Source organism: Pseudomonas sp. S11P7, assembly GCF_023195435.1.
Taxonomy (GTDB): domain Bacteria; phylum Pseudomonadota; class Gammaproteobacteria; order Pseudomonadales; family Pseudomonadaceae; genus Aquipseudomonas; species Aquipseudomonas fluorescens_G.
Genome location: NZ_JALPKS020000002.1, coordinates 3,524,912 through 3,544,430 on the forward strand (window position 1 = coordinate 3,524,912; position 19,519 = coordinate 3,544,430).

The following is a 19,519-nucleotide window of genomic DNA, read 5'->3' on the forward strand; positions in this document are numbered from 1 at the left end:
TTCCATGCGTTCTCTAACCTTCCACCTGAAAATCCTGATCGCCGTGCTGGTGCTGCTGGGCGTTTCGGTTACGGCCTATCAGATTTTCGTGCTCGGCATCCCGGTGACCGAAGACGCCACCGACGACTTGTGGAACATCGACGCCAAGGTCGAGTTCGTCGCCAGCACCAAGGATCCGGTGAAGATCCAGATGTTCGTGCCGCCGCTGAGCCGCGACTATGTGAGCCTCAACGAGAGCTTCATCTCCAATAATTACGGGGTCGCGGTGAACCGCGTCGACGGCAACCGCAAGGTGACCTGGTCGGCCCGCCGCGCCAAGGGCAATCAGACCCTGTATTACCGTCTGGTCCTGACCAAACGCTTCACCGCGGAAAAATCCAAGGTCAAAGGCCCGACCTTCCGCGACAGCATGGTCATCGAAGGCCCGGAAAAAATCGCTGCCGAAGCCCTGCTCGCGCCGATCCGCCAGCACTCCGCCGACGTCGAAACCTTTATTGGCGAGGCGATCAAACGCGTCAACAATCTCAATGACGACAACGTGAAACTGCTGCTGGCCGGCGATCCGTCGACCGCGCACAAAGCCAAAATCGTCGAACTGCTGCTGTCCATCGCCCATGTGCCGGTGGAAAAAGTCCACACCATCCGCCTCGTCGCCGACCAGCCGCAAATGCCTGAATTGTGGCTGCGCAGTTTCAACGGCAACGACTGGCTGTACTTCAACCCGGAAACCGGCGAGCAAGGCCTGCCGACCGACCGCCTGCTGTGGTGGACCGGCGACGAAAACCTGATCACCGTCGACGGCGGCAAGAAAGCCAACGTGACCTTCAGCCTCAACAACAGCGAAATGAACGCGATTCGTCTGGCCAAGCTGACCGACGAAAACACCGACGCCAACTTCCTCGAATACTCGCTGTACGGCTTGCCGCTGCAGACCCAGCAGACGTTCATGATCATGGTGATGATCCCGATCGGCGTGCTGGTGATTCTGATCCTGCGCAACCTGATCGGCCTGCAGACCCTCGGCACGTTTACGCCGGTGCTGATAGCCCTCGCCTTCCGCGAAACGCAACTGGGCTTCGGTATCTTGCTGTTCACGGTGATTACCGCGCTGGGGCTGTCGCTGCGTTCGTATCTGGAACACCTGAAACTGCAAATGCTGCCGCGCCTGTCGGTGGTGCTGACGTTTGTCGTGGTGCTGATCGCGGCGATCAGTCTGTTCAGCCATAAACTGGGTCTGGAACGCGGTCTGTCGGTGGCGCTGTTCCCGATGGTGATTTTGACCATGACCATTGAACGGCTGTCGATCACCTGGGAAGAACGCGGCGCCAACCATGCGCTGAAAGTGGCGATCGGCACGCTGTTCGCCGCCTCGCTGGCGCACCTGATCATGACGGTGCCGGAGCTGGTGTACTTCGTGTTTACCTTCCCGGCGATCCTGCTGATTCTGGTCGGCTTCATGCTGGCGATGGGTCGCTATCGCGGCTACCGCCTGACCGAACTGGTGCGTTTCAAGGCTTTCCTGAAGAAGGCTGACGCCTGATGTTCGGTTTCTGGAAGACCTGGAAGGCGCTGGAGGCGCGCGGCATCATGGGCATCAATCGGCGTAATGCCGATTACGTGCTCAAGTACAACAAGCGCAGCCTCTACCCGATCGTCGATGACAAGATCCTCACCAAGGAGCGCGCCATCGCCGCCGGCATCCATGTGCCGGAACTGTACGGGGTGATCTCCACCGAGAAGGAAATCGACAAGCTCGACGAGATCATCGGCGGGCGCAGCGACTTCGTGATCAAACCGGCCCAGGGCGCGGGTGGCGACGGCATCATTGTCATCGCCGACCGCTTCGAGGGTCGGTATCGCACCGTGTCGGGCAAGATCCTCGCCCACGAAGAGCTCGAGCACCACATTTCGAGCATCCTCACCGGCCTGTATTCGCTGGGCGGCCACCGTGACCGCGCGCTGATCGAATACCGCGTCACGCCGGACCAGATTTTCAAAAGCATCAGCTATGAAGGCGTGCCGGACATCCGCATCATCGTGCTGATGGGTTACCCGGTGATGGCCATGCTGCGCCTGCCGACCCGCCAGTCCGGCGGCAAGGCCAACCTGCACCAAGGCGCGATCGGCGTCGGTGTCGACCTGGCGACCGGCCTGACCCTGCGCGGCACCTGGCTGAACAACATCATCACCAAACACCCCGACACCACCAACGCGGTGGACGGCGTGCAACTGCCCTACTGGGACGGTTTCATGAAACTCGCCGCCGGCTGCTATGAGTTGTGCGGGCTGGGTTATATCGGCGTGGACATGGTGCTCGATCAGGAGAAAGGCCCGCTGATTCTCGAGCTGAATGCGCGGCCGGGACTGAATATCCAGATCGCCAATGACTGCGGACTGACCTTGCGTACCCATGCGGTGGAAGCGCGACTGGAAGAGCTGAAGGCACGCGGCGTGACGGAGTCGGTTGAAGAGCGGGTGGCGTTTACCCAGGAGATGTTTGGGCATATTCCGGCGGTCGAGGGCTGACAAGCCTAAAAGCCAGGAGCAAAAGCCCCTCACCCTAGCCCTCTCCCAGAGGGAGAGGGGACTGACCGTGGTGAATGCGAGAGATACGCTGACTTGTGAAGCCCAGTCGAACTCAGGCCTTGAAAGCCATGGAGATCGGCTCCCTTTCCCCCTCGCCCCCTTAGGGGAGAGGGCTGGGGTGAGGGGGTGGCTTTTGACTTTGATCTGGCAGCGCAGAAGACTACAATCCCCACCCCGCCTCCACGGCCGATCTGCCCCGCCCATGTTGACCTGCTCCGTACACCCGCTGCCCTATCGCGCCAATCCCGCCGACTACTTCGCGGCCATCCGCAACGCGCCCGGCGCCGTGCTGCTCGACAGTGGTCGGCCGAGTGCCGAACGGGGTCGCTTCGACCTGCTCAGCGCATGGCCGCTGGAACAATTGGCGGTATTGCCGGATGAAAGCGGTGCGCATTTTCTGCAGCGCCTGCGCGATAACCTCGACCGCTTGGGCGAGGCTGATTTGCCAACGGGCTGCGAGCTGCCATTCGCCGGTGGCCTGATCGGTTACCTGAGCTACGACTTCGGCCGGCATCTGGAAAACCTGCCGAGTCAGGCCCAGGATGATCTGCAACTGCCGGACGCGCGTTTCGGATTGTACGACTGGGCGCTGATCAGCGATCACCAGACCCAAACCAGCCAATTGGTCTTTCACCCGTCCCTTGCCGACAGTGAACAGCAGCGACTGATCGCTCTGTTCACGCAGCCGGCGGTTGATGCGTTGATCCCGTTCAAACTCAACCAGCCAATGAAAGCCGACCTCTCAGCCGACGATTACCGTCAGGCGTTCGAGCGTATTCAGCAGTACATCCAGGCCGGCGACTGCTATCAGGTCAACTTCGCCCAGCGCTTTCGCGCGTCGTGCCAGGGCGATCCATGGCTGGCTTACTGCAAGTTGCGTGAAGCCTGCCCGACACCCTTTTCCGGTTTCCAGAGTCTGGCCGACGGCGGCGCGGTGCTGAGCCTGTCGCCGGAGCGTTTCGTCAAAGTCAGCCAGCGCCAGGTCGAAACCCGCCCGATCAAAGGCACCCGCCCACGCGGCCTGACGCCAGCCGAAGACGCCGCCAACGCCGCGGAACTGCTGGCCAGCCCCAAGGATCGCGCGGAAAACCTGATGATCGTCGACCTGCTGCGCAACGATCTCGGCCGCACCTGTCGCATCGGCTCGGTGCGAGTGCCGGAGTTGTTCAGCCTGGAAAGCTATCCGAATGTGCATCATCTGGTCAGCAGCGTGACCGGGGAACTGGCAGAGGAGCGCGACGCATTGGATCTGATCGCCGGCAGCTTCCCCGGCGGCTCGATTACTGGTGCCCCGAAGATTCGTGCGATGCAGATCATCGACGAACTGGAGCCGACGCGGCGCGGCCTGTATTGCGGGTCGTTGCTGTATCTGGACGTGCGCGGCGAGATGGACAGCTCCATCGCCATTCGCAGTCTGTTGGTCAAGGATGGGCAGGTGTGCTGCTGGGGCGGCGGCGGGATCGTCGCCGATTCGGACTGGCAGGCGGAGTATCAGGAGTCGATCACCAAGGTCCGCATCCTGCTCGATACCCTGCAAAACCTCTAAAAGCATCGTCGGAACGCCGCCCGAAGCAGCCTCCTACATCGATCGTTCCCACGCGCAGCAAAGGAATGCAGCCCGGGACGCTCCGCGTCCCTATCCAAAGCCGAACGCGGAGCGTCCATTGAGGCATCCCCACGCAGAGCATGGGAACGATCACCGTGTAGGAGCGAGCCTGCTCGCGAAGACGCCCTTTCAGACGACTACAAACTCAACTCTCTATTAGAGGCTTTCAGGAATTCCTGCTTAAGGTCGGCAAATGTATGCACCGCCGGAAACTGCGGAAACTCGCGGATCACATTGTCCGGTGCATGAAACAGAATCCCGGCATCCGCTTCACCCAGCATGCTCGTGTCGTTATACGAATCCCCCGCCGCAATCACCCGATAATACAGGCTCTTGAATGCCAGCACCGACTGGCGCTTGGGATCTTTCTGACGCAACTGATAGCTGGTCACGCGCCCGGTTTCGTCAGTAATCAGACGATGGCAAAGCAGCGTCGGGAAACCCAGCTGGCGCATCAACGGCTGAGAGAACTCATAAAACGTGTCCGACAGGATCACCACCTGAAAGCGTTCGCGCAGCCAGTCGACGAACTCCACCGCGCCGTCCAGCGGCTTGAGCGTGGCGATCACTTCCTGGATGTCCGACAGTTTCAAGCCGTGCTCATCGAGAATGCGCAGACGTTGCTTCATCAGCACGTCGTAGTCGGGAATGTCCCGGGTGGTGGCCTTGAGCGAGTCGATGCCGGTTTTTTCCGCGAAAGCGATCCAGATTTCCGGTACCAGTACCCCTTCAAGATCCAGGCAAGCAATTTCCACAAGACACTCCCGTTTGTAGTGATTATCGAGTCGAGCGAGGCCGAACTCTAGCGACTCGACTGCCGACGCGCAACGCACAGCACGCCCCGAGCCCTGTTGGTTTTTGTTACCATCGGCGCCATATAGAGCGCCCAGCGCCACCGACCTGTAGGAAGCCGCCCTGATGAGCCCAACGTTCGACGTCGTGGAACTCGCCACGACCTATGCCAACAAATCCGCACAAGACATCCTCAAACTCGCCTTCGCCGAGTTCGGTGATGAGCTGTGGATATCTTTCAGCGGCGCCGAGGATGTGGTGCTGGTGGACATGGCCTGGAAGCTCAACAAGAACGTCAAAGTGTTCAGCCTCGATACCGGGCGTCTGCACCCGGAAACCTACCGTTTCATCGAGCAGGTGCGCGAGCACTACAAGATCGACATCGAAATCGTCTCGCCGGACCATGCGAAACTTGAGCCGTTCGTGAAGGAAAAAGGCCTGTTCAGTTTCTACCGCGACGGCCACGGCGAATGCTGCGGCATCCGCAAGATCGAGCCGCTGCGGCGCAAACTCGCCGGCGTCAAAGCCTGGGCCACCGGCCAGCGCCGCGACCAGAGCCCAGGCACGCGCAGTGCCGTGGCGGTGCTGGAAATCGATACCGCGTTCTCCACCCCGGAGCGCACCTTGTACAAGTTCAACCCGCTGGCGCAAATGACCAGCGAAGAAATCTGGGGCTACATCCGCATGCTGGAGCTGCCTTACAACAGCCTGCATGAACGCGGCTTTATCAGCATCGGCTGCGAACCCTGCACCCGCCCGGTCCTGCCCAACCAGCACGAGCGCGAAGGCCGTTGGTGGTGGGAAGAAGCGACGCAGAAAGAATGCGGGTTGCATGCAGGGAATATCATCAGCAAGTCCAAAGCATAGGCTTCAGCGACACTGATTTCCCTTGTAGGAGTGAGCCTGCTCGCGATAGCGGTGTGTCTGCCATGATGTTCAGGACAGACACACCGCTATCGCGAGCAGGCTCACTCCTACATTGAATCTCCTGCGAATCGAAAAATGTGTACACACGACTGTCACCATCGGTGCCATTTATGTGTGCACTTTTCTTTTCACGCCCTGAAAAGTTACATCCCCGCTCAAATCCCCTCCTTCGCGCCCTCGAACAAAATCCTCCGCCGAAAATAATTAACTGTGCAATCGGTCAGTTTTTACCGCCCGGTTTTCAGCCACTTATCGACTGTCGATAACGTTTCGAAATTAGCAACGCTGCGTATAGACCCGCAACTGGCATAGATCTCGCTTAGGTGCATACATTTTTTGTATACAAAACTGCAGAACATGAAATCACTTTCGATCCGCAAGCCTGAAGCGCCCTATCCCGTACAGGCTGCAGATGCCCCGTAACCAGTGATGTTGTCACTGTCGCGACGAAGATATGTCGAGCCCGCCGGCTCATGCACAGTCATCGCGGCCTGAACATCAGGAGCCTGCCGGAATGCGTACAAGTCTCTCCAATAACATCGCGCTGAATCTGCCCTCCTCCGCGCTTGATCAGCCGTTGCCCGACGGCGGACTGAGCGAGCCGCTGCAACTGAGCCCACGTCTGCACAACAGCGACCTGGCGCCGACCAAGGTCGAAGGACGGCGCTGGGGCAAATACAGCATCTTCGCGCTGTGGACGAATGACGTGCACAACATCGCCAACTACTCGTTCGCCATCGGTCTGTACGCGTTGGGCCTGGGTGGCTGGCAGATTCTGCTGTCGCTGGGGATCGGCGCGGCGCTGGTGTACTTCTTCATGAACCTGTCCGGTTACATGGGACAGAAAACCGGGGTGCCGTTTCCGGTGATCAGCCGGATCAGTTTCGGCATTCATGGGGCGCAGATTCCTGCGCTGATTCGTGCCGTGATCGCGATTGCATGGTTCGGCATTCAGACGTATCTGGCGTCAGTGGTATTCCGGGTGTTGCTCACAGCGGTGCATCCCGGCTTCGCCGAATACGACCACAACTCGATCCTCGGCCTGTCGAGTCTGGGCTGGGTGTGTTTCGTGGCGATCTGGCTGGTGCAACTGGCGATTCTTGCCTATGGCATGGAGATGGTGCGTCGATACGAGGCCTTTGCCGGTCCGGTGATTCTGCTGACCGTCGCCGCCCTCGCCGCATGGATGTACTTCCAGGCCAACGCGACCATCGCCTGGTCGATCCGCGAACCGCTGACCGGTGCCGAGATGTGGCGCAACATTTTTGCCGGTGGCGCATTGTGGCTGGCGATCTACGGCACTTTGATTCTGAATTTCTGCGATTTCGCCCGCTCCTCACCGTGCCGCAAGACCATCAAGGTGGGAAATTTCTGGGGCTTGCCGGTAAACATTCTGGTATTCGCTGCGATTACTGTCCTGCTCTGCGGCGCGCAATTTCAGATCAACGGGCGAATCATCGAAAGCCCGACCGAAATCATCGCCTCGATTCCCAACACGTTCTTTCTGGTACTCGGCTGCCTGGCGTTTCTGATCGTCACCGTGGCGGTGAACATCATGGCCAACTTCGTCGCGCCGGCCTTCGTGCTGAGCAACCTGGCGCCGAAGTACCTGACCTTCCGCCGCGCCGGATTGATCAGCGCGACCATCGCGGTGCTGATCCTGCCGTGGAATCTTTACAACAGCCCGCTGGTGATCGTGTATTTCCTCTCCGGTCTCGGCGCCCTGCTCGGCCCGTTGTACGGGGTGATCATGGTCGACTACTGGCTGATCCGCAAAGGCCGGATCAACGTGCCTCAGCTCTACAGCGAAGCAGCCGATGGCGCTTATTACTACAGCCGTGGCGTCAATTTCCGCGCCGTGGCGGCGTTCATTCCCGCAGCGCTGATCGCCATCGTCTTGGCGCTGGTGCCGGGTTTCCACAGCGTCTCACCGTTTTCCTGGCTGATCGGCGCCGGGATCGCCGGGATGCTTTATCTGATCATCGCCAAACGTCAGCCGCACTACGCCGACGTCAGCGGCGAGTCCATCGCGGTCGATAACGTCTGCCATTAAGCCCTTCGCGGCCCGGTTTTCGGGCCGCACTACTGCCCGCAATAAGGATTTCCCCATGCGCATTCTCGTGGTCAACGTCAACACCACCGAATCCATCACCGAAGCCATCGCCCGTTCGGCGCAGGCGGTCGCGTCACCCGGCACCGAAATCGTCGGCCTGACCCCGTACTTCGGCGCAGACTCAATCGAAGGCAACTTCGAAAGCTATCTCGCCGCCATCGCCGTGATGGACCGGGTGATGTCTTACGACCAGCCGTTCGACGCGGTGATTCAGGCTGGCTACGGCGAACACGGCCGCGAAGGTCTGCAGGAACTGCTCAACGTGCCAGTGGTGGACATCACCGATGCGGCGGCGAGTACGGCGATGTTTCTCGGCCACGCCTATTCGGTGGTAACCACGCTCGATCGCACCGTTCCGCTGATTGAGGATCGGCTGAAACTGTCCGGTCTGTGGGATCGTTGCGCGTCGGTACGGGCCAGTGGTCTGGCCGTGCTCGAGCTGGAACACGAGCCGCAACGTGCGCTGGAAGCGATTGTGCATCAAGCTGAATTGGCGGTGACCCAGGATAAGGCCGAGGTGATCTGCCTGGGTTGCGGCGGCATGGCCGGGCTCGATGAGCAGATTCGTCGGCGGACCGGTGTGCCGGTGGTCGATGGCGTGACAGCGGCGGTGACGATTGCCGAATCGCTGGTGCGCTTGCGTTTGTCGACTTCGAAAGTACGCACGTATGCAACGCCGCGGCCGAAGAACATTGTGGGCTGGCCGGGGCGGTTTGCTCGATAGCCCACGTTATCGTTCATCGCGAGCAGGCTCACTCCTACATTTGGATGCGCTCCCCCGTGGGAGCGAGCCTGCTCGCGAAAGGGGCAACTCGGTCTCAAGCCCTGCTCAAATGGCACTGAACTGCCGCGCCAACCCCCGCTCCGCAAACTGTTCAATCACAAAGTCGACAAATGCCCGGGTCTTGCCCGGCAACAATTTATGCTCGGCGTAGTAAATCGAAATATTGCCATCGTCGACAAACCAGTCCGGCAGCACCCGCTGTAACGTCCCCGCCTGCAGATACCCGACCGCAAACGGCATGCTCACCAGCGCAATGCCCAACCCTTGCATCGCCGTCGCACACGCCGCTTCGGAATCGCTCATGGTCATCCGCGCCTGCAGGGTCAACGGGCTGTGTTGTCGGTCGCGGTGGGTCAGTTGCCAGGAACGCACGCGCCCGGTTTGCGGCGAGCGAATCAGGATACCGTCGTGCTGTTTGAGGTCGTCCGGCTGAGTGATCGCCGGGTGCGCCGATAGATAGTCCTGCGACGCGACCAGCACCCGATGAGCCGGGGTCAGTTTGCGTGCGACCACGCCTTGAGGCAGTTCGAAACCACCGCCAATTGCCGCATCGAACCCCTGACCTATCAGATCGACCTGTCGATTATCGAAATGCCAGTCCGGGTTGATCGCCGGAAAGCGCCGTAAGAACTCACCAAGCAACGGCACGATATACAGGCGCCCGAACACCGTGCCCATGCTGACTTTCAACGTGCCGGCGGGCTGGCCTCCGGCGCTGGCCAGGTTGGCTACGGCGTTCTGGATCGTGGTCAGGCTGGCGCTGACTTCGCTCAAAAACAATTGCCCGGCCTCGGTCAGCGTCAGGCTGCGTGTACTACGCTGGAACAGCCGCACGCCGAGCCGCGCTTCGAGTTTCGCCACACTTTTGCCAACCGCCGCCGGAGTCAGACTCAAGCGGCGCGCGGCTTCGGCGAAGCTGCCAACCTCGGCACTGCGCACGAAGCATTCGATACTGCTGAACGTTTCCATGATCACCACTATAAACTTCTGGTTTACACAGACTATAGCAATCAGGGTCTACACGGTTGTCGATACCACGCCGATACTCGGCACCAACACCAAGGCATCCCGCCTTGAACATTTGGAGATCGAACAATGACCACTCAACACCTCAGCGGCAAAGTCGCTCTGATTCAAGGCGGTTCGCGCGGCATCGGCGCTGCCATCGTCAACCGCCTGGCCGCTGAAGGCGCTGCTGTTGCCTTCACTTACGTCAGCTCCGCCGCCAAGGCCGAAGAACTGCAAAACAGCATTACTGCCAACGGCGGCAAAGCCCTGGCGATCAAGGCTGACAGCGCCGACGCCGAAGCCATCCGCGACGCCGTCAGCGCCACCGTCGAAGCCTTTGGTCGCCTCGATATTCTGGTCAACAACGCCGGCGTGCTGGCCATTGCGCCACTGGAAGACTTCAGCCTGGAAGATTTCGACCGGACACTGGCCATCAACGTGCGCAGCGTGTTCATCGCCTCGCAGGAAGCAGCGAAGCACATGGGCGAAGGCGCGCGGATCATCAACATTGGCAGCACCAACGCCGACCGCATGCCCTTCGGCGGTGGCGGTGTGTATGCCATGAGCAAATCGGCGCTGGTCGGCCTGACCAAAGGTCTGGCCCGCGACCTCGGCCCGCGCGGCATCACCATCAACAATGTGCAGCCCGGCCCGGTCGACACCGACATGAACCCGGCGCACGGTGACTTCGCCGAAAGCCTGATCCCGCTGATGGCCGTCGGTCGTTACGGCACCGCTGCGGAAATCGCCGGTTTCGTCGCTTATCTCGCAGGACCGGAAGCCGGTTACATCACCGGTGCCAGCCTGACCATCGACGGTGGTTTCGGCGCCTGATCTTACTGAGTTGCCTGAAAGTAAAACGCCGCCGCTCCTTTTATAGAGCGGCGGCGTTTTTTATTTCAGGTTCAGGCCCATTCCGGTTCAGGCCCATTCCAGCATCGGCAAACCGAAGGCGCTTGGCGTAAAGCCTTTCAAGGTACGAAGAATGCCGTCGGCGTGTGCGTACTTTTCATCGGGCATCGCGGCATCGGGGATAGCGATGGCGGTCATCCCGGCGGCTTTCGCGGCGGTTACGCCGAACGGCGAATCCTCGAATACCAGACAATCCTGCGGCGCGACGCCCAGACGTCGGGCGGCGGTGAGGAAAATATCCGGCGCCGGTTTCGCCGCGCCGACTTCCGGATCGTCGGCGGTGACGATGAAATCGAACAGCGCGAACCAATCACGGTGCAGCGTGGTTTTCTGGCCGAACGACTGTCGCGAAGAACTGGTGCCCACGGCGATCGGAATATCGTGCGCCTTGAGATGGCGGACCAATTCCTCTGCGCCCGGCATCGCTTGCGCTTTGGGGAAACGCTCGCGCATCAGTGGCTCGCGGATCTGCAGAAACTCTTCGGCAGTGATCGGCAGGTCCAGCGCCTGCACCACGTAGTTCGCCAGATCATTGGCGCCACGGCCAATGATGTTCTGTTTGATGCTCCAGTCAAAGGTGCGCCCGTAGCGCCCGACAATCAGCGAAGTGACTTCGGTGTAGATGCCCTCCGTGTCCAGCAGCAAACCGTCCATATCGAAAATCACGGCCTTGATCGGGCCTAACGCCTTCAGCGGTGCATTCATCTCGGATCCGTTATCAATGACATCCCAGGCGGCAAAATGGCCGCTGCTCGGATCGGATTAAAGGGTTCAGCAGCATAGCGAGCCCGACAGACTTTGAGCAACGGCCAATGTCCGCGGGGCGCTGAAACACTCGCGAAAAATTAGCGAAACATCCTACAGACACTGCCTACTTACCCGACTTCTTTCTCGTTTGATCCCCCGCAAAGTCCCCGCACCTTTTTGATGTGCGCGAGCGACTGCGAATGTTTGAACCTGATCGGCTCCTGGCCCTGAACAACAGCATCGGTTTGCTGGTGGTGGCCGCGCTGAATCCCGAGCAACCGGATTTCGAAGCCCTCATCGGCGAATTCCGCCTGTGCCTGAACAACTACGACGCTTGGGCCGAGCAGTTCTGGACCGGCACCGCGCTCGATATCGAGCAGGTGTTTACCGTCGGCAACGACGTGCGCCTCAGTGCACCGATCACCTCGCGCCAGCCGCTCAGTTCATCGGTGGTCATGTGCCCGGCCGGCGGGTCGCTGACGCTGGTGCACCTGTTCGAAGCCGCGCGTTTTGTGCCGATCGGCAATACACCGGTGATGCTTGAACCGCTGCTCGGCGAAGTCGACGGCGTCCCGTCCTTCGGCGAACCGCTGCGTTACACCATCGGCCCCAGCGGCATTCTGCAAGTCACCGACTGCGAACGGGGCCAGCGTTATCGCATCACCTTCTTTCCCGATGTTTCCACTGCGCAGGTGCGGGCGCTGTATGCCTCTTATGAAGGGGTTATTGCGGAACTGGAAGGCTGGTTGCGCGGCGAATGGGCCGGGTTTCAACCGCAGTGGACGGAGTTTTCCAGCGCAGGGTTTCTTGAGCGTTACGGGCAGTTGCAACGGGCCGACTGGCGCGGTTTCGAGAACGCTTTGAACGGTGTTTGGGACGACGTCAAACAGGTCTTCGCCCTCCTCGCTGATTTGCAGCTCAACAGCGAAAAACTCCTCGAATACCTGAGCGACCTCGAACTGGAGGCGTTGCTCGCGGCTTCAAACGAGGCCATCGCCAACGCGCTGTTGATGCTCAGCGACGAGCCGCTGCTGTTCATTCATCTGGCCGCGTTTACCAGTTGGTTGAAGATGCTGCCGCCGCAGTACCTCGCCGAAGTAGTGGCCGAGGTGCGGGTCGAACTGCTGGTCAGTTTTCTGCTGATGCGCGTGGCCGGCGGTGCCGGTGTGTCGCTGCGTTCGAGCAGCAAGGTGCTGGACAAGATCAAGTCGCCACGGGCGCGGCAATGGCTGGCGGGCTCGGCGCTGCGCCTGGCGGAGTTGACGTCGACGACGCCGGAACTGAACAAGCATGCGAGCGTGTTGAAACCGCTGGTGTTGCATGCGCGTGACGTGGCGTTGAAACCGGCGCCTTCCATCCCGCTGAACATTCGTCAGGCCGATTCGGTGGTGCTGACGGTGCCGAATCCGGCGCCGCTGGCGCGGGCCAAATCTGGCGGCTCGACGCGGATGGAGCGCCATGAGCCTTACGACGACTCCCCCGACCAAGCGAAAAACCCCAACGGCGACAGCGCCGATTGCGTGCCGCACACCTGCACCAATGGTTGTCCGGTGTCGATGGTCACCGGCGAAGAGCTACTGACGCTGACCGATGCGGTGCTTGATGGTGTGCTGCCGTTCGAGTTCAGTCGTTTGTATCGATCAAGCGCGGTCGAGATCGACATTGGCCTGGGGTTTGGCTGGAGCCATTCGCTGGCGCATCGGCTGGAGTTTGAGGGTGACTTTGTTGTCTGGGTCGACCATGAAAACCGGCGTACGCGGTTTCCCTTGCCGAGTGGGACCCGGCCGGCGATTCACAACAGTTTGTCGCGTGCAGCGATTTTTCTGGGGATGAGCCGGAAGAGCTGGTTCTGGCGCTGGCCGGGGAAGCGGCGCGGTTTTATCACTTTCGCGCCGGGCGGTTGGTGGCGGTCAGTGATGCGTATGGCAATCGGCTTTCGGTGCAGCGTGATCGGGCTGATCGGGTGCATCGGCTGGATAACGGCGCCGGTCGCTCGCTGCTGTTGCGCTATGACCGCGCACAGCTGGTTGGCGTGGATTATCAGGTGTTTCGTGAGGGCGCCTGGCACACGGAGCAAACGCTGGTCAGCTACCGCTTCGACGCCTATCAAAATCTGATCGAAGCGACCAACGCGGTCGGCGACAGCGAGCGTTACGACTACGACGACGCTCATGTGATTTTGCAGCGGCAACTGGCCGGCGGCGCCAGTTTCTTCTGGGAATGGGAGCGCACGGGAAAAGCGGCGCGCTGCGTCCGGCACTGGGCCTCGTTCTCGCAGATGAACACCCGTTACGTCTGGGCGGACGACGGCAGTGTCGCGGTGCAGTACGTCGACGGCACCGAAGAAACCTACGTCCACGACGACCGCGCGCGGCTGGTGCGCAAGGTCGAGGCGGATGGCGGCGAACACCTCAAGGCCTATGATGCGGCCGGCCGCTTGATCGCCGAGCAGGACCCGCTGGGCGCCGTCACCGAATACCGCTACGACGAAGTCGGACGGCTGATCGCGCTGATTCCGCCGGACGACGCGCCAACGTCATACGAGTACCGCAACGGTTTCCTCTACAAGCGTTGCCGAGGCGATGCGGTGTGGACCTACCGGCGCAACGCCGAGGGCGATGTCACCGAAGCGGTCGACCCTGACGGCCAGGTCACCCATTACTACTACAACGTGCGCGGCCAGCTGCTGTCGATCCGCTACCCGGACAGCAGCCGCCATAAGCTGGTGTGGAATCCGCTCGGCCAATTGACCGAAGAAACCCTGCCCGACGGCGGCGTGCGGCGTTTTTCCTACGATGCATTGGGGCGGCGAACTACAAGTGCTGACGAACACGGCGCCGTTACCCGCCAGCAGTGGGATGCCGTTGGCCGACTGATCCAGACGACTTTTCCTACCGGCAGCACTCGCGCCTACAGCTACGGCGCTTACGGCCAGGTCACTGCCGAACGCGACGAGCTCGGGCGCATCACCCGTTACGAGTATGACGATGACTTGCATCTGGTCTCGCGGCGGATCAATCCCGACGGCACGCAGGTGCAGTACCGCTATGACCATGCGCAGCTGCTGCTCACCGAGATCGAAAACGAGTCCGGGGAAAAGTACCGGCTGGACTACACGCCAAGCGGATTGATCCGACAGGAGACGGGTTTTGACGGACGGCGCACGGCGTATGCCTATGACCTGAACGGGCATCTGCTGGAGAAGACCGAGTTTGGTGATGATGGCTCATGTTTGCTGACTGCTTATGAGCGCGATGCGGCCGGACGCTTGTTGGTCAAGACCCTTCCCGATGGTGTGAAGGTTGAATATGCCTACGACCGCCTCGGCCGTCTGATCGCCGTCGATGACGGCCACAACCACCCGCTGGCCTTCGAATATGACCGCCAGGATCGGCTGATCACCGAGCATCAGGGCTGGGGCACCTTGCGTTACGCCTACGACGCCTGCGGTCAGCTCAAACGCCTGCGCCTGCCGGACAACAGCAAACTCGACTATCACTACGCCAAGGGCGGCGCGCTGACCGCGATCGACCTCAACGGCACACCACTGACCCGCCACGTCTACCAGTTCGGCCGCGAAGTGCAGCGCCAGCAAGGCCTGCTGCTCAGCGAATATGCCTACGACGAACAGGGAAGATTGCTCGCCCACGCCGTAGGCCATCAGCGCGATTCGCTCTACCGCCGCGATTATGCCTACAGCGCCAACGGCAATCTCGCCCACATCGCCGACAGCCGCCACGGCCAACGCACCTACGGCTACGACGCCCTCGACCGGTTGATCCGCGTCCGCCACTCACGCGACGAACTGCCGGAATCCTTCGCCCACGACCCGGCCGGCAACCTGCTGATGCAGGACCGCCCCGGCCCGTGCCGGATTCAGGGCAACCGCCTGCTGATGCAGGGCGACCGCCATTACGACTACGACGCCTTCGGCAACCTGATCCGCGAACGCCGCGGCAAAGCGCAAACACTCGTCACCGAATACCGCTACGACAGCCAGCACCGCCTGATCAGCCTGACCCGCCCCGACGGCCAGACCGCCACTTACCAATACGACGCCTTCGGCCGGCGCATCCGCAAAACCGTCGACGGCCAGACCACCGAGTTCTTCTGGCAAGGCGACCAAGTCGTCGCCGAAAGCAGCGAAAACGAATACCGCAGCTACGTCTACGAACCCGGCACCTTCCGCCCACTCGCGTTGCTCGATGGCAAAGGCCCGAAAAAAGCCTGCCCGTTCTACTACCAACTCGACCACCTCGGCACGCCGCAAGAACTCACCGATTACGGCGGCGACATCGTCTGGTCCGCGCAATACGACGCCTACGGCAAAACCGCCGCGCTGACCCTCGCCGGCGACGATTACCTGAACCAGCCGCTGCGTTTTCAGGGGCAGTATTTCGATGACGAAAGCGGATTGCATTACAACCGGCACCGGTATTACGACCCGCGGCTGGGGCGGTATCTGACGCCGGACCCGGTGAAGCTGGCCGGTGGGTTGAATCAGTACCAGTACGTGCCGAATCCGACGGGGTGGGTGGATCCGTTGGGGTTGAGTTCCAACTGCCCGCCGCCGGGGAAGCCGGGTTGTGAGGTGCCGGGTGGGACTGGTGGGGCTAAGGTTGATGAAGGTGAGCCGAAGACCCCAGTACCTAGGTCTTCGCCTCGGAATTTCGGTAGCGAAGAAAAGCTCAATGGGCATTTTCAAAAACATGGTTCAGAGTTCAATGCCATTAGCAAAGAAGAATACTTAACCATCGCTAGGGAAGTGATAGATTCAGGCACACGCGTTGAGTACGCATATAAGGGTGAAATTCGCTCAGGTTATCTGAAGCTCATGGGAAACAATCGCAAGGGAGAGGCAAAATTTGCTTTTGTAGGCACAAATCAAGAAAACGAAATCACAACCCTACATGCTAAAAGCGGAAAAGACTTCTGGCGGACGGTGAACGGCAACGTAAAAGATAAAACAGTGAGGCAGGCTGATGATTAATAAGTACCCAGTTCAGATCATTGAGATCGACCCAATCATCGAAGAACTCGTCGTACTCGAGGTGAACGGAACGATTCTAAGATGTTTCGTAAGCCACTGCCCATCTGCAATTGAGGCGGGCGAGACGTATGAAGTCGAATTTGACATGGTGTTACCGAATGAATTGCGCATTTCAAAAATACAAAATGAAAACTTATACGTCGAAATGCTTGAAAATAGTTTTTCGTGTGAAATATATGGATATTTGGACGGAGACACATTCAAGTCTGTCGTCGAGTTCCCTGATCAAGGTATCCACTTCGAATACCCTCATCTGAACGGCCATTTCGTGAAAATCAACGCAGAGCGGATTGATGTTTCTTTTTTAACTAGCTAATTTTTTTCATACAGGGCCTGAGCATACAGGCCCTCCTGTATGACACATATCGTCTTATTCGATTATATGAAAATCCTATTACTGCTCATCCCCATCCTCCTCATACTCCATATCCGCCTCATCTGAATCATTCAACGGCACAGTCGCATCCTCCATCAACGACCCCGGATCCTCATTCCCCGGATCATTGATAAACGGCTGTCCATTCGGGCCCTTCTCTTCTTTGCCTTCAGTTTCAGGAGTCATGGCGAACCTCTTGATCGCGTGGATGTATGACGTTCGAAAAGCCCCGCCACCAATCGTTCCTCTTTCCAACTGCCAGACACGAAAAACCCGGCGCCGGGCCGGGTTTCCGTTGATCAATCAGCGGTGTTTATTTTTGTGTTTGTTCTTGTGCTTGTGGCCGCCGGAATGAGATCCACCGTCGTCGCCAAGATTGTTACCCACCGCACCGCCCGCTGCGCCGCCTAGACCGGCGCCAATAGCTGACCCGGTGGAGCCGCCGAGGCTGTTGCCGACGACCGAGCCGCCTGCTGCGCCAAGACCGCCACCAATGGCGGCTTCGGTGCGATTGCGTTTGTCCGCGCCGACGGCACTGCCGGCCGCACCGCCAACACCCGCGCCGACCGCTGCGCCCGTGCTGCCGCCGAGTTGTCCGCCAACCACATTACCCAGCACACCGCCGAGACCACCGCCCACGGCAGCGCTGCCGTCTCCGGCAGCCATCGCGCCCTGCGCCACGAACAAACCGAAAAACAGTGCAGATAATGACAATCGCATTTGAACCTCGCAGTTCCCGAATCGGGACAGTCCGCCCAAGCCGGGCGTATGCAGATTGGAGATGATTTCTGGCGAAACGTTCAGCCATGAAAAAGCCCGACATCAAGTCGGGCTTTTTCTGACCAGCGATCAGGCTCAGTGGCGCTTGTGACCTTTGCCCAGGTTGCTACCCACCGCGCCGCCGGCCGCACCACCCAGACCTGCGCCAATGGTGGCGCCAGTCTTGCCGCCCAGGCTATTGCCGATCACCGAACCACCGGCTGCGCCGACACCGCCGCCGATCGCCGCTTTGGTGCGACTGCCCTTGCGTGCGGCGACTGCGCTGCCCGCTGCGCCCGCGACGCCAGCGCCAATGGCTGCACCCGTGCTGCCGCCCATTTTCTGACCGACCACGTTACCCAGCGCGCCACCCAGGCCGCCGCCCAGCGCAGCGGTGCCGTCGCCGGCAGCCATTGCACCTTGAGCAACCAGTAGGCCAAGAACCAGAGCAGGCAGTGTTAAACGCATGACGAAAACCTCAAATAAACGGGATGAACAAGAAGGGCCGGGATTTAATGCGCTTGGCGCGGGAAAGTCCAGACGCACGCGACAGCGTCGTTTGGACCGCAATCAGAGAAAAGGTTTTATGCCAGACAAAAAAAAGCCCGCTGGGGAGACGGGCTGGAGACTTGCTTTCTAACGGATGGCTTCACCCTACGTTGACCAACGTGAAAAGTTTGTGAAAAAAACCCGACATTAATGTCAACGCCGTGGCCACGTTCCTGCGCTCGTAAAAAACCCCGTTCGATGACGGGGTTGCGGGATGAAATCACTTTCTGGTCCTTGCCGTGACCTTGGGCAGGAATTTCGCTTTCGGCCCTTTCGGGGCCATGGATTTGATTTTGCCGTTGCTCACCGGATCTTCGCCAAAACCCGACTGATACTCCGACTGACCGCAGCGCACACAGTTGTTGAATGAAAACTCAGCGCCATCATCTTCGACATACGGACCTGTCATAGCCTCTCCCCTGCATAACCGGGTCGACACCGGCAAAACAGTTTTGCCTGCAAAAATATCGCCCCTCAGCGCTTTTGAGACTAGCTGGTCACGACTGGACTTGCCGTCCAACCATGCTGATCACCGACGAATGGATCAAGCGTCGTAACACGGTGATCAACCCCTAAAGATTTTCTTTGAACAGCCGTTGCCCTTGTTCCTACAAATGAATCTCAAGGAGAGATCATGCAGATCAACGGATTCCCGAACATGCCAGTCGTAAAACTCACGGACGAGCAGATCGCAGCCGGCAAAGCCGGTGCGGAAAAACTCAAGGAAAAGATCGCCTCGGGCGAGATCACCATCAAATACCCGGACAAACCGCTTCTGCAGCCAGGCGTCATCTATCACCCCCGCGAACCAGCACCATCAACCCAGCCTGACGGAACACCGCCCCTTGTCGCCATCGACACACCGCTGACCTATGACTCAAGAGGCACGGTGATTCTCAAGCCTCAAGGCTGATTGACGCGGCAACGCCCATTCTTTGTGCGGATGGGCGTTGCTCTGACGGCGATGATCAGCGCAGCTTCACTGCCGTACCGGTCACGAAAACCACCACCATGCCCCCTTGCCTGCCGGCATGCTGATCTCAAAATCCACGCCGACCACGGCGTCAGCCTGCAGAGCCCGCGCACGATCCTTGAGTTCGTCGGTTGCCTGAACGCGAGCTTCTTTTAACGCACGCTCCAAGGTTTGCGATCGCCCGCCAAAGAAGTCGCGCATGCCCGCAAACATATCGCGGATAACGTTGACGCCTTGTACAGACTCGGCGCTGACAATGTCCAGGTACGCGGTGATCTGCCGCCCCTCGACGGAATGAGTGGTGGAAATGATCATGAAAAAAGTCCTTTTATTGCAA

16 protein-coding genes and 2 pseudogenes are annotated in these 19,519 nt (G+C 59.7%); 10 read left to right on the forward strand and 8 right to left on the reverse strand.

The window, feature by feature from the left end:
* The first annotated feature begins 4 nt into the window (after window positions 1-4).
* From rloB to pabB, 3 genes are all read left to right on the forward strand, one after another.
* Window positions 5-1,540, forward strand: coding sequence for an osmotic stress tolerance membrane protein RloB (rloB, locus tag M0746_RS16115; protein WP_258449895.1), 1,536 nt, complete (start codon window positions 5-7; stop codon window positions 1,538-1,540).
* Window positions 1,540-2,526: an alpha-L-glutamate ligase-like protein gene (locus M0746_RS16120; protein ID WP_056784132.1), complete on the forward strand. Its 987-nt coding sequence runs from the start codon at window positions 1,540-1,542 to the stop codon at window positions 2,524-2,526. The genes rloB and M0746_RS16120 overlap by 1 nt, the downstream gene beginning before the upstream one ends.
* Before the next feature lie 262 nt (window positions 2,527-2,788).
* Window positions 2,789-4,132: an aminodeoxychorismate synthase component I gene (gene pabB / locus M0746_RS16125; protein WP_258449896.1), complete on the forward strand. Its 1,344-nt coding sequence runs from the start codon at window positions 2,789-2,791 to the stop codon at window positions 4,130-4,132.
* Window positions 4,133-4,329: 197 nt separating this feature from the next.
* On the opposite strand, the gene thrH is transcribed toward pabB, so the two are convergent.
* On the reverse strand, window positions 4,330-4,947 hold the full coding sequence (gene thrH / locus M0746_RS16130) for a bifunctional phosphoserine phosphatase/homoserine phosphotransferase ThrH (protein ID WP_258449897.1): 618 nt from the start codon (window positions 4,945-4,947) through the stop codon (window positions 4,330-4,332).
* A 163-nt stretch (window positions 4,948-5,110) separates the two neighbouring features.
* Here thrH and M0746_RS16135 point away from each other — a divergent pair, with 163 nt between their 5' ends.
* From M0746_RS16135 to M0746_RS16145, 3 genes are all read left to right on the forward strand, one after another.
* On the forward strand, window positions 5,111-5,851 hold the full coding sequence (locus tag M0746_RS16135) for a phosphoadenylyl-sulfate reductase (RefSeq protein ID WP_093103105.1): 741 nt from the start codon (window positions 5,111-5,113) through the stop codon (window positions 5,849-5,851).
* Window positions 5,852-6,425: 574 nt separating this feature from the next.
* Window positions 6,426-7,964 (forward strand): NCS1 family nucleobase:cation symporter-1, encoded by a 1,539-nt coding sequence (locus M0746_RS16140; protein ID WP_258449898.1) that lies wholly within the window; start codon window positions 6,426-6,428, stop codon window positions 7,962-7,964.
* A gap of 55 nt (window positions 7,965-8,019) precedes the next feature.
* Window positions 8,020-8,748 carry an aspartate/glutamate racemase family protein gene (locus tag M0746_RS16145; RefSeq protein ID WP_258449899.1) on the forward strand — a complete coding sequence of 243 codons (729 nt, stop codon included), beginning with the start codon at window positions 8,020-8,022 and terminating at the stop codon, window positions 8,746-8,748.
* 105 nt (window positions 8,749-8,853) lie between these two features.
* Here M0746_RS16145 and M0746_RS16150 read toward each other — a convergent pair whose 3' ends face one another.
* Entirely contained in the window at window positions 8,854-9,777 is a 924-nt protein-coding gene (locus tag M0746_RS16150) for a LysR family transcriptional regulator (protein ID WP_258449900.1), read from the reverse strand.
* Window positions 9,778-9,903: 126 nt separating this feature from the next.
* Between M0746_RS16150 and M0746_RS16155 the strand changes: the two genes are divergently transcribed.
* Window positions 9,904-10,650 (forward strand): 3-oxoacyl-ACP reductase family protein, encoded by a 747-nt coding sequence (locus tag M0746_RS16155; protein ID WP_258449901.1) that lies wholly within the window; start codon window positions 9,904-9,906, stop codon window positions 10,648-10,650.
* Between the two features lie 87 nt (window positions 10,651-10,737).
* Here M0746_RS16155 and M0746_RS16160 read toward each other — a convergent pair whose 3' ends face one another.
* Window positions 10,738-11,433, reverse strand: a complete 696-nt coding sequence (locus M0746_RS16160) for an HAD-IA family hydrolase (RefSeq protein ID WP_258449902.1) — start codon at window positions 11,431-11,433, stop codon at window positions 10,738-10,740.
* A 242-nt stretch (window positions 11,434-11,675) separates the two neighbouring features.
* Between M0746_RS16160 and M0746_RS16165 the strand changes: the two are divergent.
* Window positions 11,676-16,465 (forward strand): annotated as a pseudogene (locus tag M0746_RS16165) (RHS repeat-associated core domain-containing protein).
* Entirely contained in the window at window positions 16,458-16,841 is a 384-nt protein-coding gene (locus tag M0746_RS16170; RefSeq protein ID WP_258449903.1) for a hypothetical protein, read from the forward strand. Before M0746_RS16165 ends, M0746_RS16170 begins: the two are co-directional and overlap by 8 nt.
* A gap of 78 nt (window positions 16,842-16,919) precedes the next feature.
* Here the strand turns inward: M0746_RS16170 and M0746_RS16175 are convergent, their stop codons facing one another.
* From M0746_RS16175 to M0746_RS16190, 4 genes are all read right to left on the reverse strand, one after another.
* Window positions 16,920-17,087, reverse strand: a complete 168-nt coding sequence (locus M0746_RS16175; RefSeq protein ID WP_258449905.1) for a hypothetical protein — start codon at window positions 17,085-17,087, stop codon at window positions 16,920-16,922.
* Between the two features lie 117 nt (window positions 17,088-17,204).
* Complete coding sequence (locus M0746_RS16180; protein WP_203421357.1) at window positions 17,205-17,621, reverse strand: YMGG-like glycine zipper-containing protein; 417 nt, start codon at window positions 17,619-17,621, stop codon at window positions 17,205-17,207.
* A 135-nt stretch (window positions 17,622-17,756) separates the two neighbouring features.
* On the reverse strand, window positions 17,757-18,128 hold the full coding sequence (locus M0746_RS16185; protein WP_258449906.1) for a bacteriocin: 372 nt from the start codon (window positions 18,126-18,128) through the stop codon (window positions 17,757-17,759).
* Between the two features lie 301 nt (window positions 18,129-18,429).
* Entirely contained in the window at window positions 18,430-18,618 is a 189-nt protein-coding gene (locus tag M0746_RS16190) for a hypothetical protein (protein ID WP_258451495.1), read from the reverse strand.
* 225 nt (window positions 18,619-18,843) lie between these two features.
* Between M0746_RS16190 and M0746_RS16195 the strand changes: the two genes are divergently transcribed.
* Window positions 18,844-19,122 (forward strand): hypothetical protein, encoded by a 279-nt coding sequence (locus tag M0746_RS16195; RefSeq protein WP_258449907.1) that lies wholly within the window; start codon window positions 18,844-18,846, stop codon window positions 19,120-19,122.
* 55 nt (window positions 19,123-19,177) lie between these two features.
* Here the strand turns inward: M0746_RS16195 and M0746_RS16200 are convergent.
* Window positions 19,178-19,497, reverse strand: a pseudogene (locus M0746_RS16200) (YbjQ family protein).
* Window positions 19,498-19,519 lie beyond the last annotated feature (22 nt).

Excerpts from the sequence above, each read along its gene's own strand:
- rloB (WP_258449895.1), top strand. The coding sequence starts at position 5 with ATGCGTTCTCTAACCTTCCACCTGAAAATCCTGATCGCCGTGCTGGTG.
- M0746_RS16120 (WP_056784132.1), top strand. The coding sequence starts at position 1,540 with ATGTTCGGTTTCTGGAAGACCTGGAAGGCGCTGGAGGCGCGCGGCATC.
- pabB (WP_258449896.1), top strand. The coding sequence starts at position 2,789 with ATGTTGACCTGCTCCGTACACCCGCTGCCCTATCGCGCCAATCCCGCC.
- M0746_RS16135 (WP_093103105.1), top strand. The coding sequence starts at position 5,111 with ATGAGCCCAACGTTCGACGTCGTGGAACTCGCCACGACCTATGCCAAC.
- M0746_RS16140 (WP_258449898.1), top strand. The coding sequence starts at position 6,426 with ATGCGTACAAGTCTCTCCAATAACATCGCGCTGAATCTGCCCTCCTCC.
- M0746_RS16145 (WP_258449899.1), top strand. The coding sequence starts at position 8,020 with ATGCGCATTCTCGTGGTCAACGTCAACACCACCGAATCCATCACCGAA.
- M0746_RS16150 (WP_258449900.1), bottom strand. The coding sequence starts at position 9,777 with ATGGAAACGTTCAGCAGTATCGAATGCTTCGTGCGCAGTGCCGAGGTT.
- M0746_RS16155 (WP_258449901.1), top strand. The coding sequence starts at position 9,904 with ATGACCACTCAACACCTCAGCGGCAAAGTCGCTCTGATTCAAGGCGGT.
- M0746_RS16160 (WP_258449902.1), bottom strand. The coding sequence starts at position 11,433 with ATGAATGCACCGCTGAAGGCGTTAGGCCCGATCAAGGCCGTGATTTTC.
- M0746_RS16170 (WP_258449903.1), top strand. The coding sequence starts at position 16,458 with ATGATTAATAAGTACCCAGTTCAGATCATTGAGATCGACCCAATCATC.
- M0746_RS16175 (WP_258449905.1), bottom strand. The coding sequence starts at position 17,087 with ATGACTCCTGAAACTGAAGGCAAAGAAGAGAAGGGCCCGAATGGACAG.
- M0746_RS16180 (WP_203421357.1), bottom strand. The coding sequence starts at position 17,621 with ATGCGATTGTCATTATCTGCACTGTTTTTCGGTTTGTTCGTGGCGCAG.
- M0746_RS16185 (WP_258449906.1), bottom strand. The coding sequence starts at position 18,128 with ATGCGTTTAACACTGCCTGCTCTGGTTCTTGGCCTACTGGTTGCTCAA.
- M0746_RS16190 (WP_258451495.1), bottom strand. The coding sequence starts at position 18,618 with ATGACAGGTCCGTATGTCGAAGATGATGGCGCTGAGTTTTCATTCAAC.
- M0746_RS16195 (WP_258449907.1), top strand. The coding sequence starts at position 18,844 with ATGCAGATCAACGGATTCCCGAACATGCCAGTCGTAAAACTCACGGAC.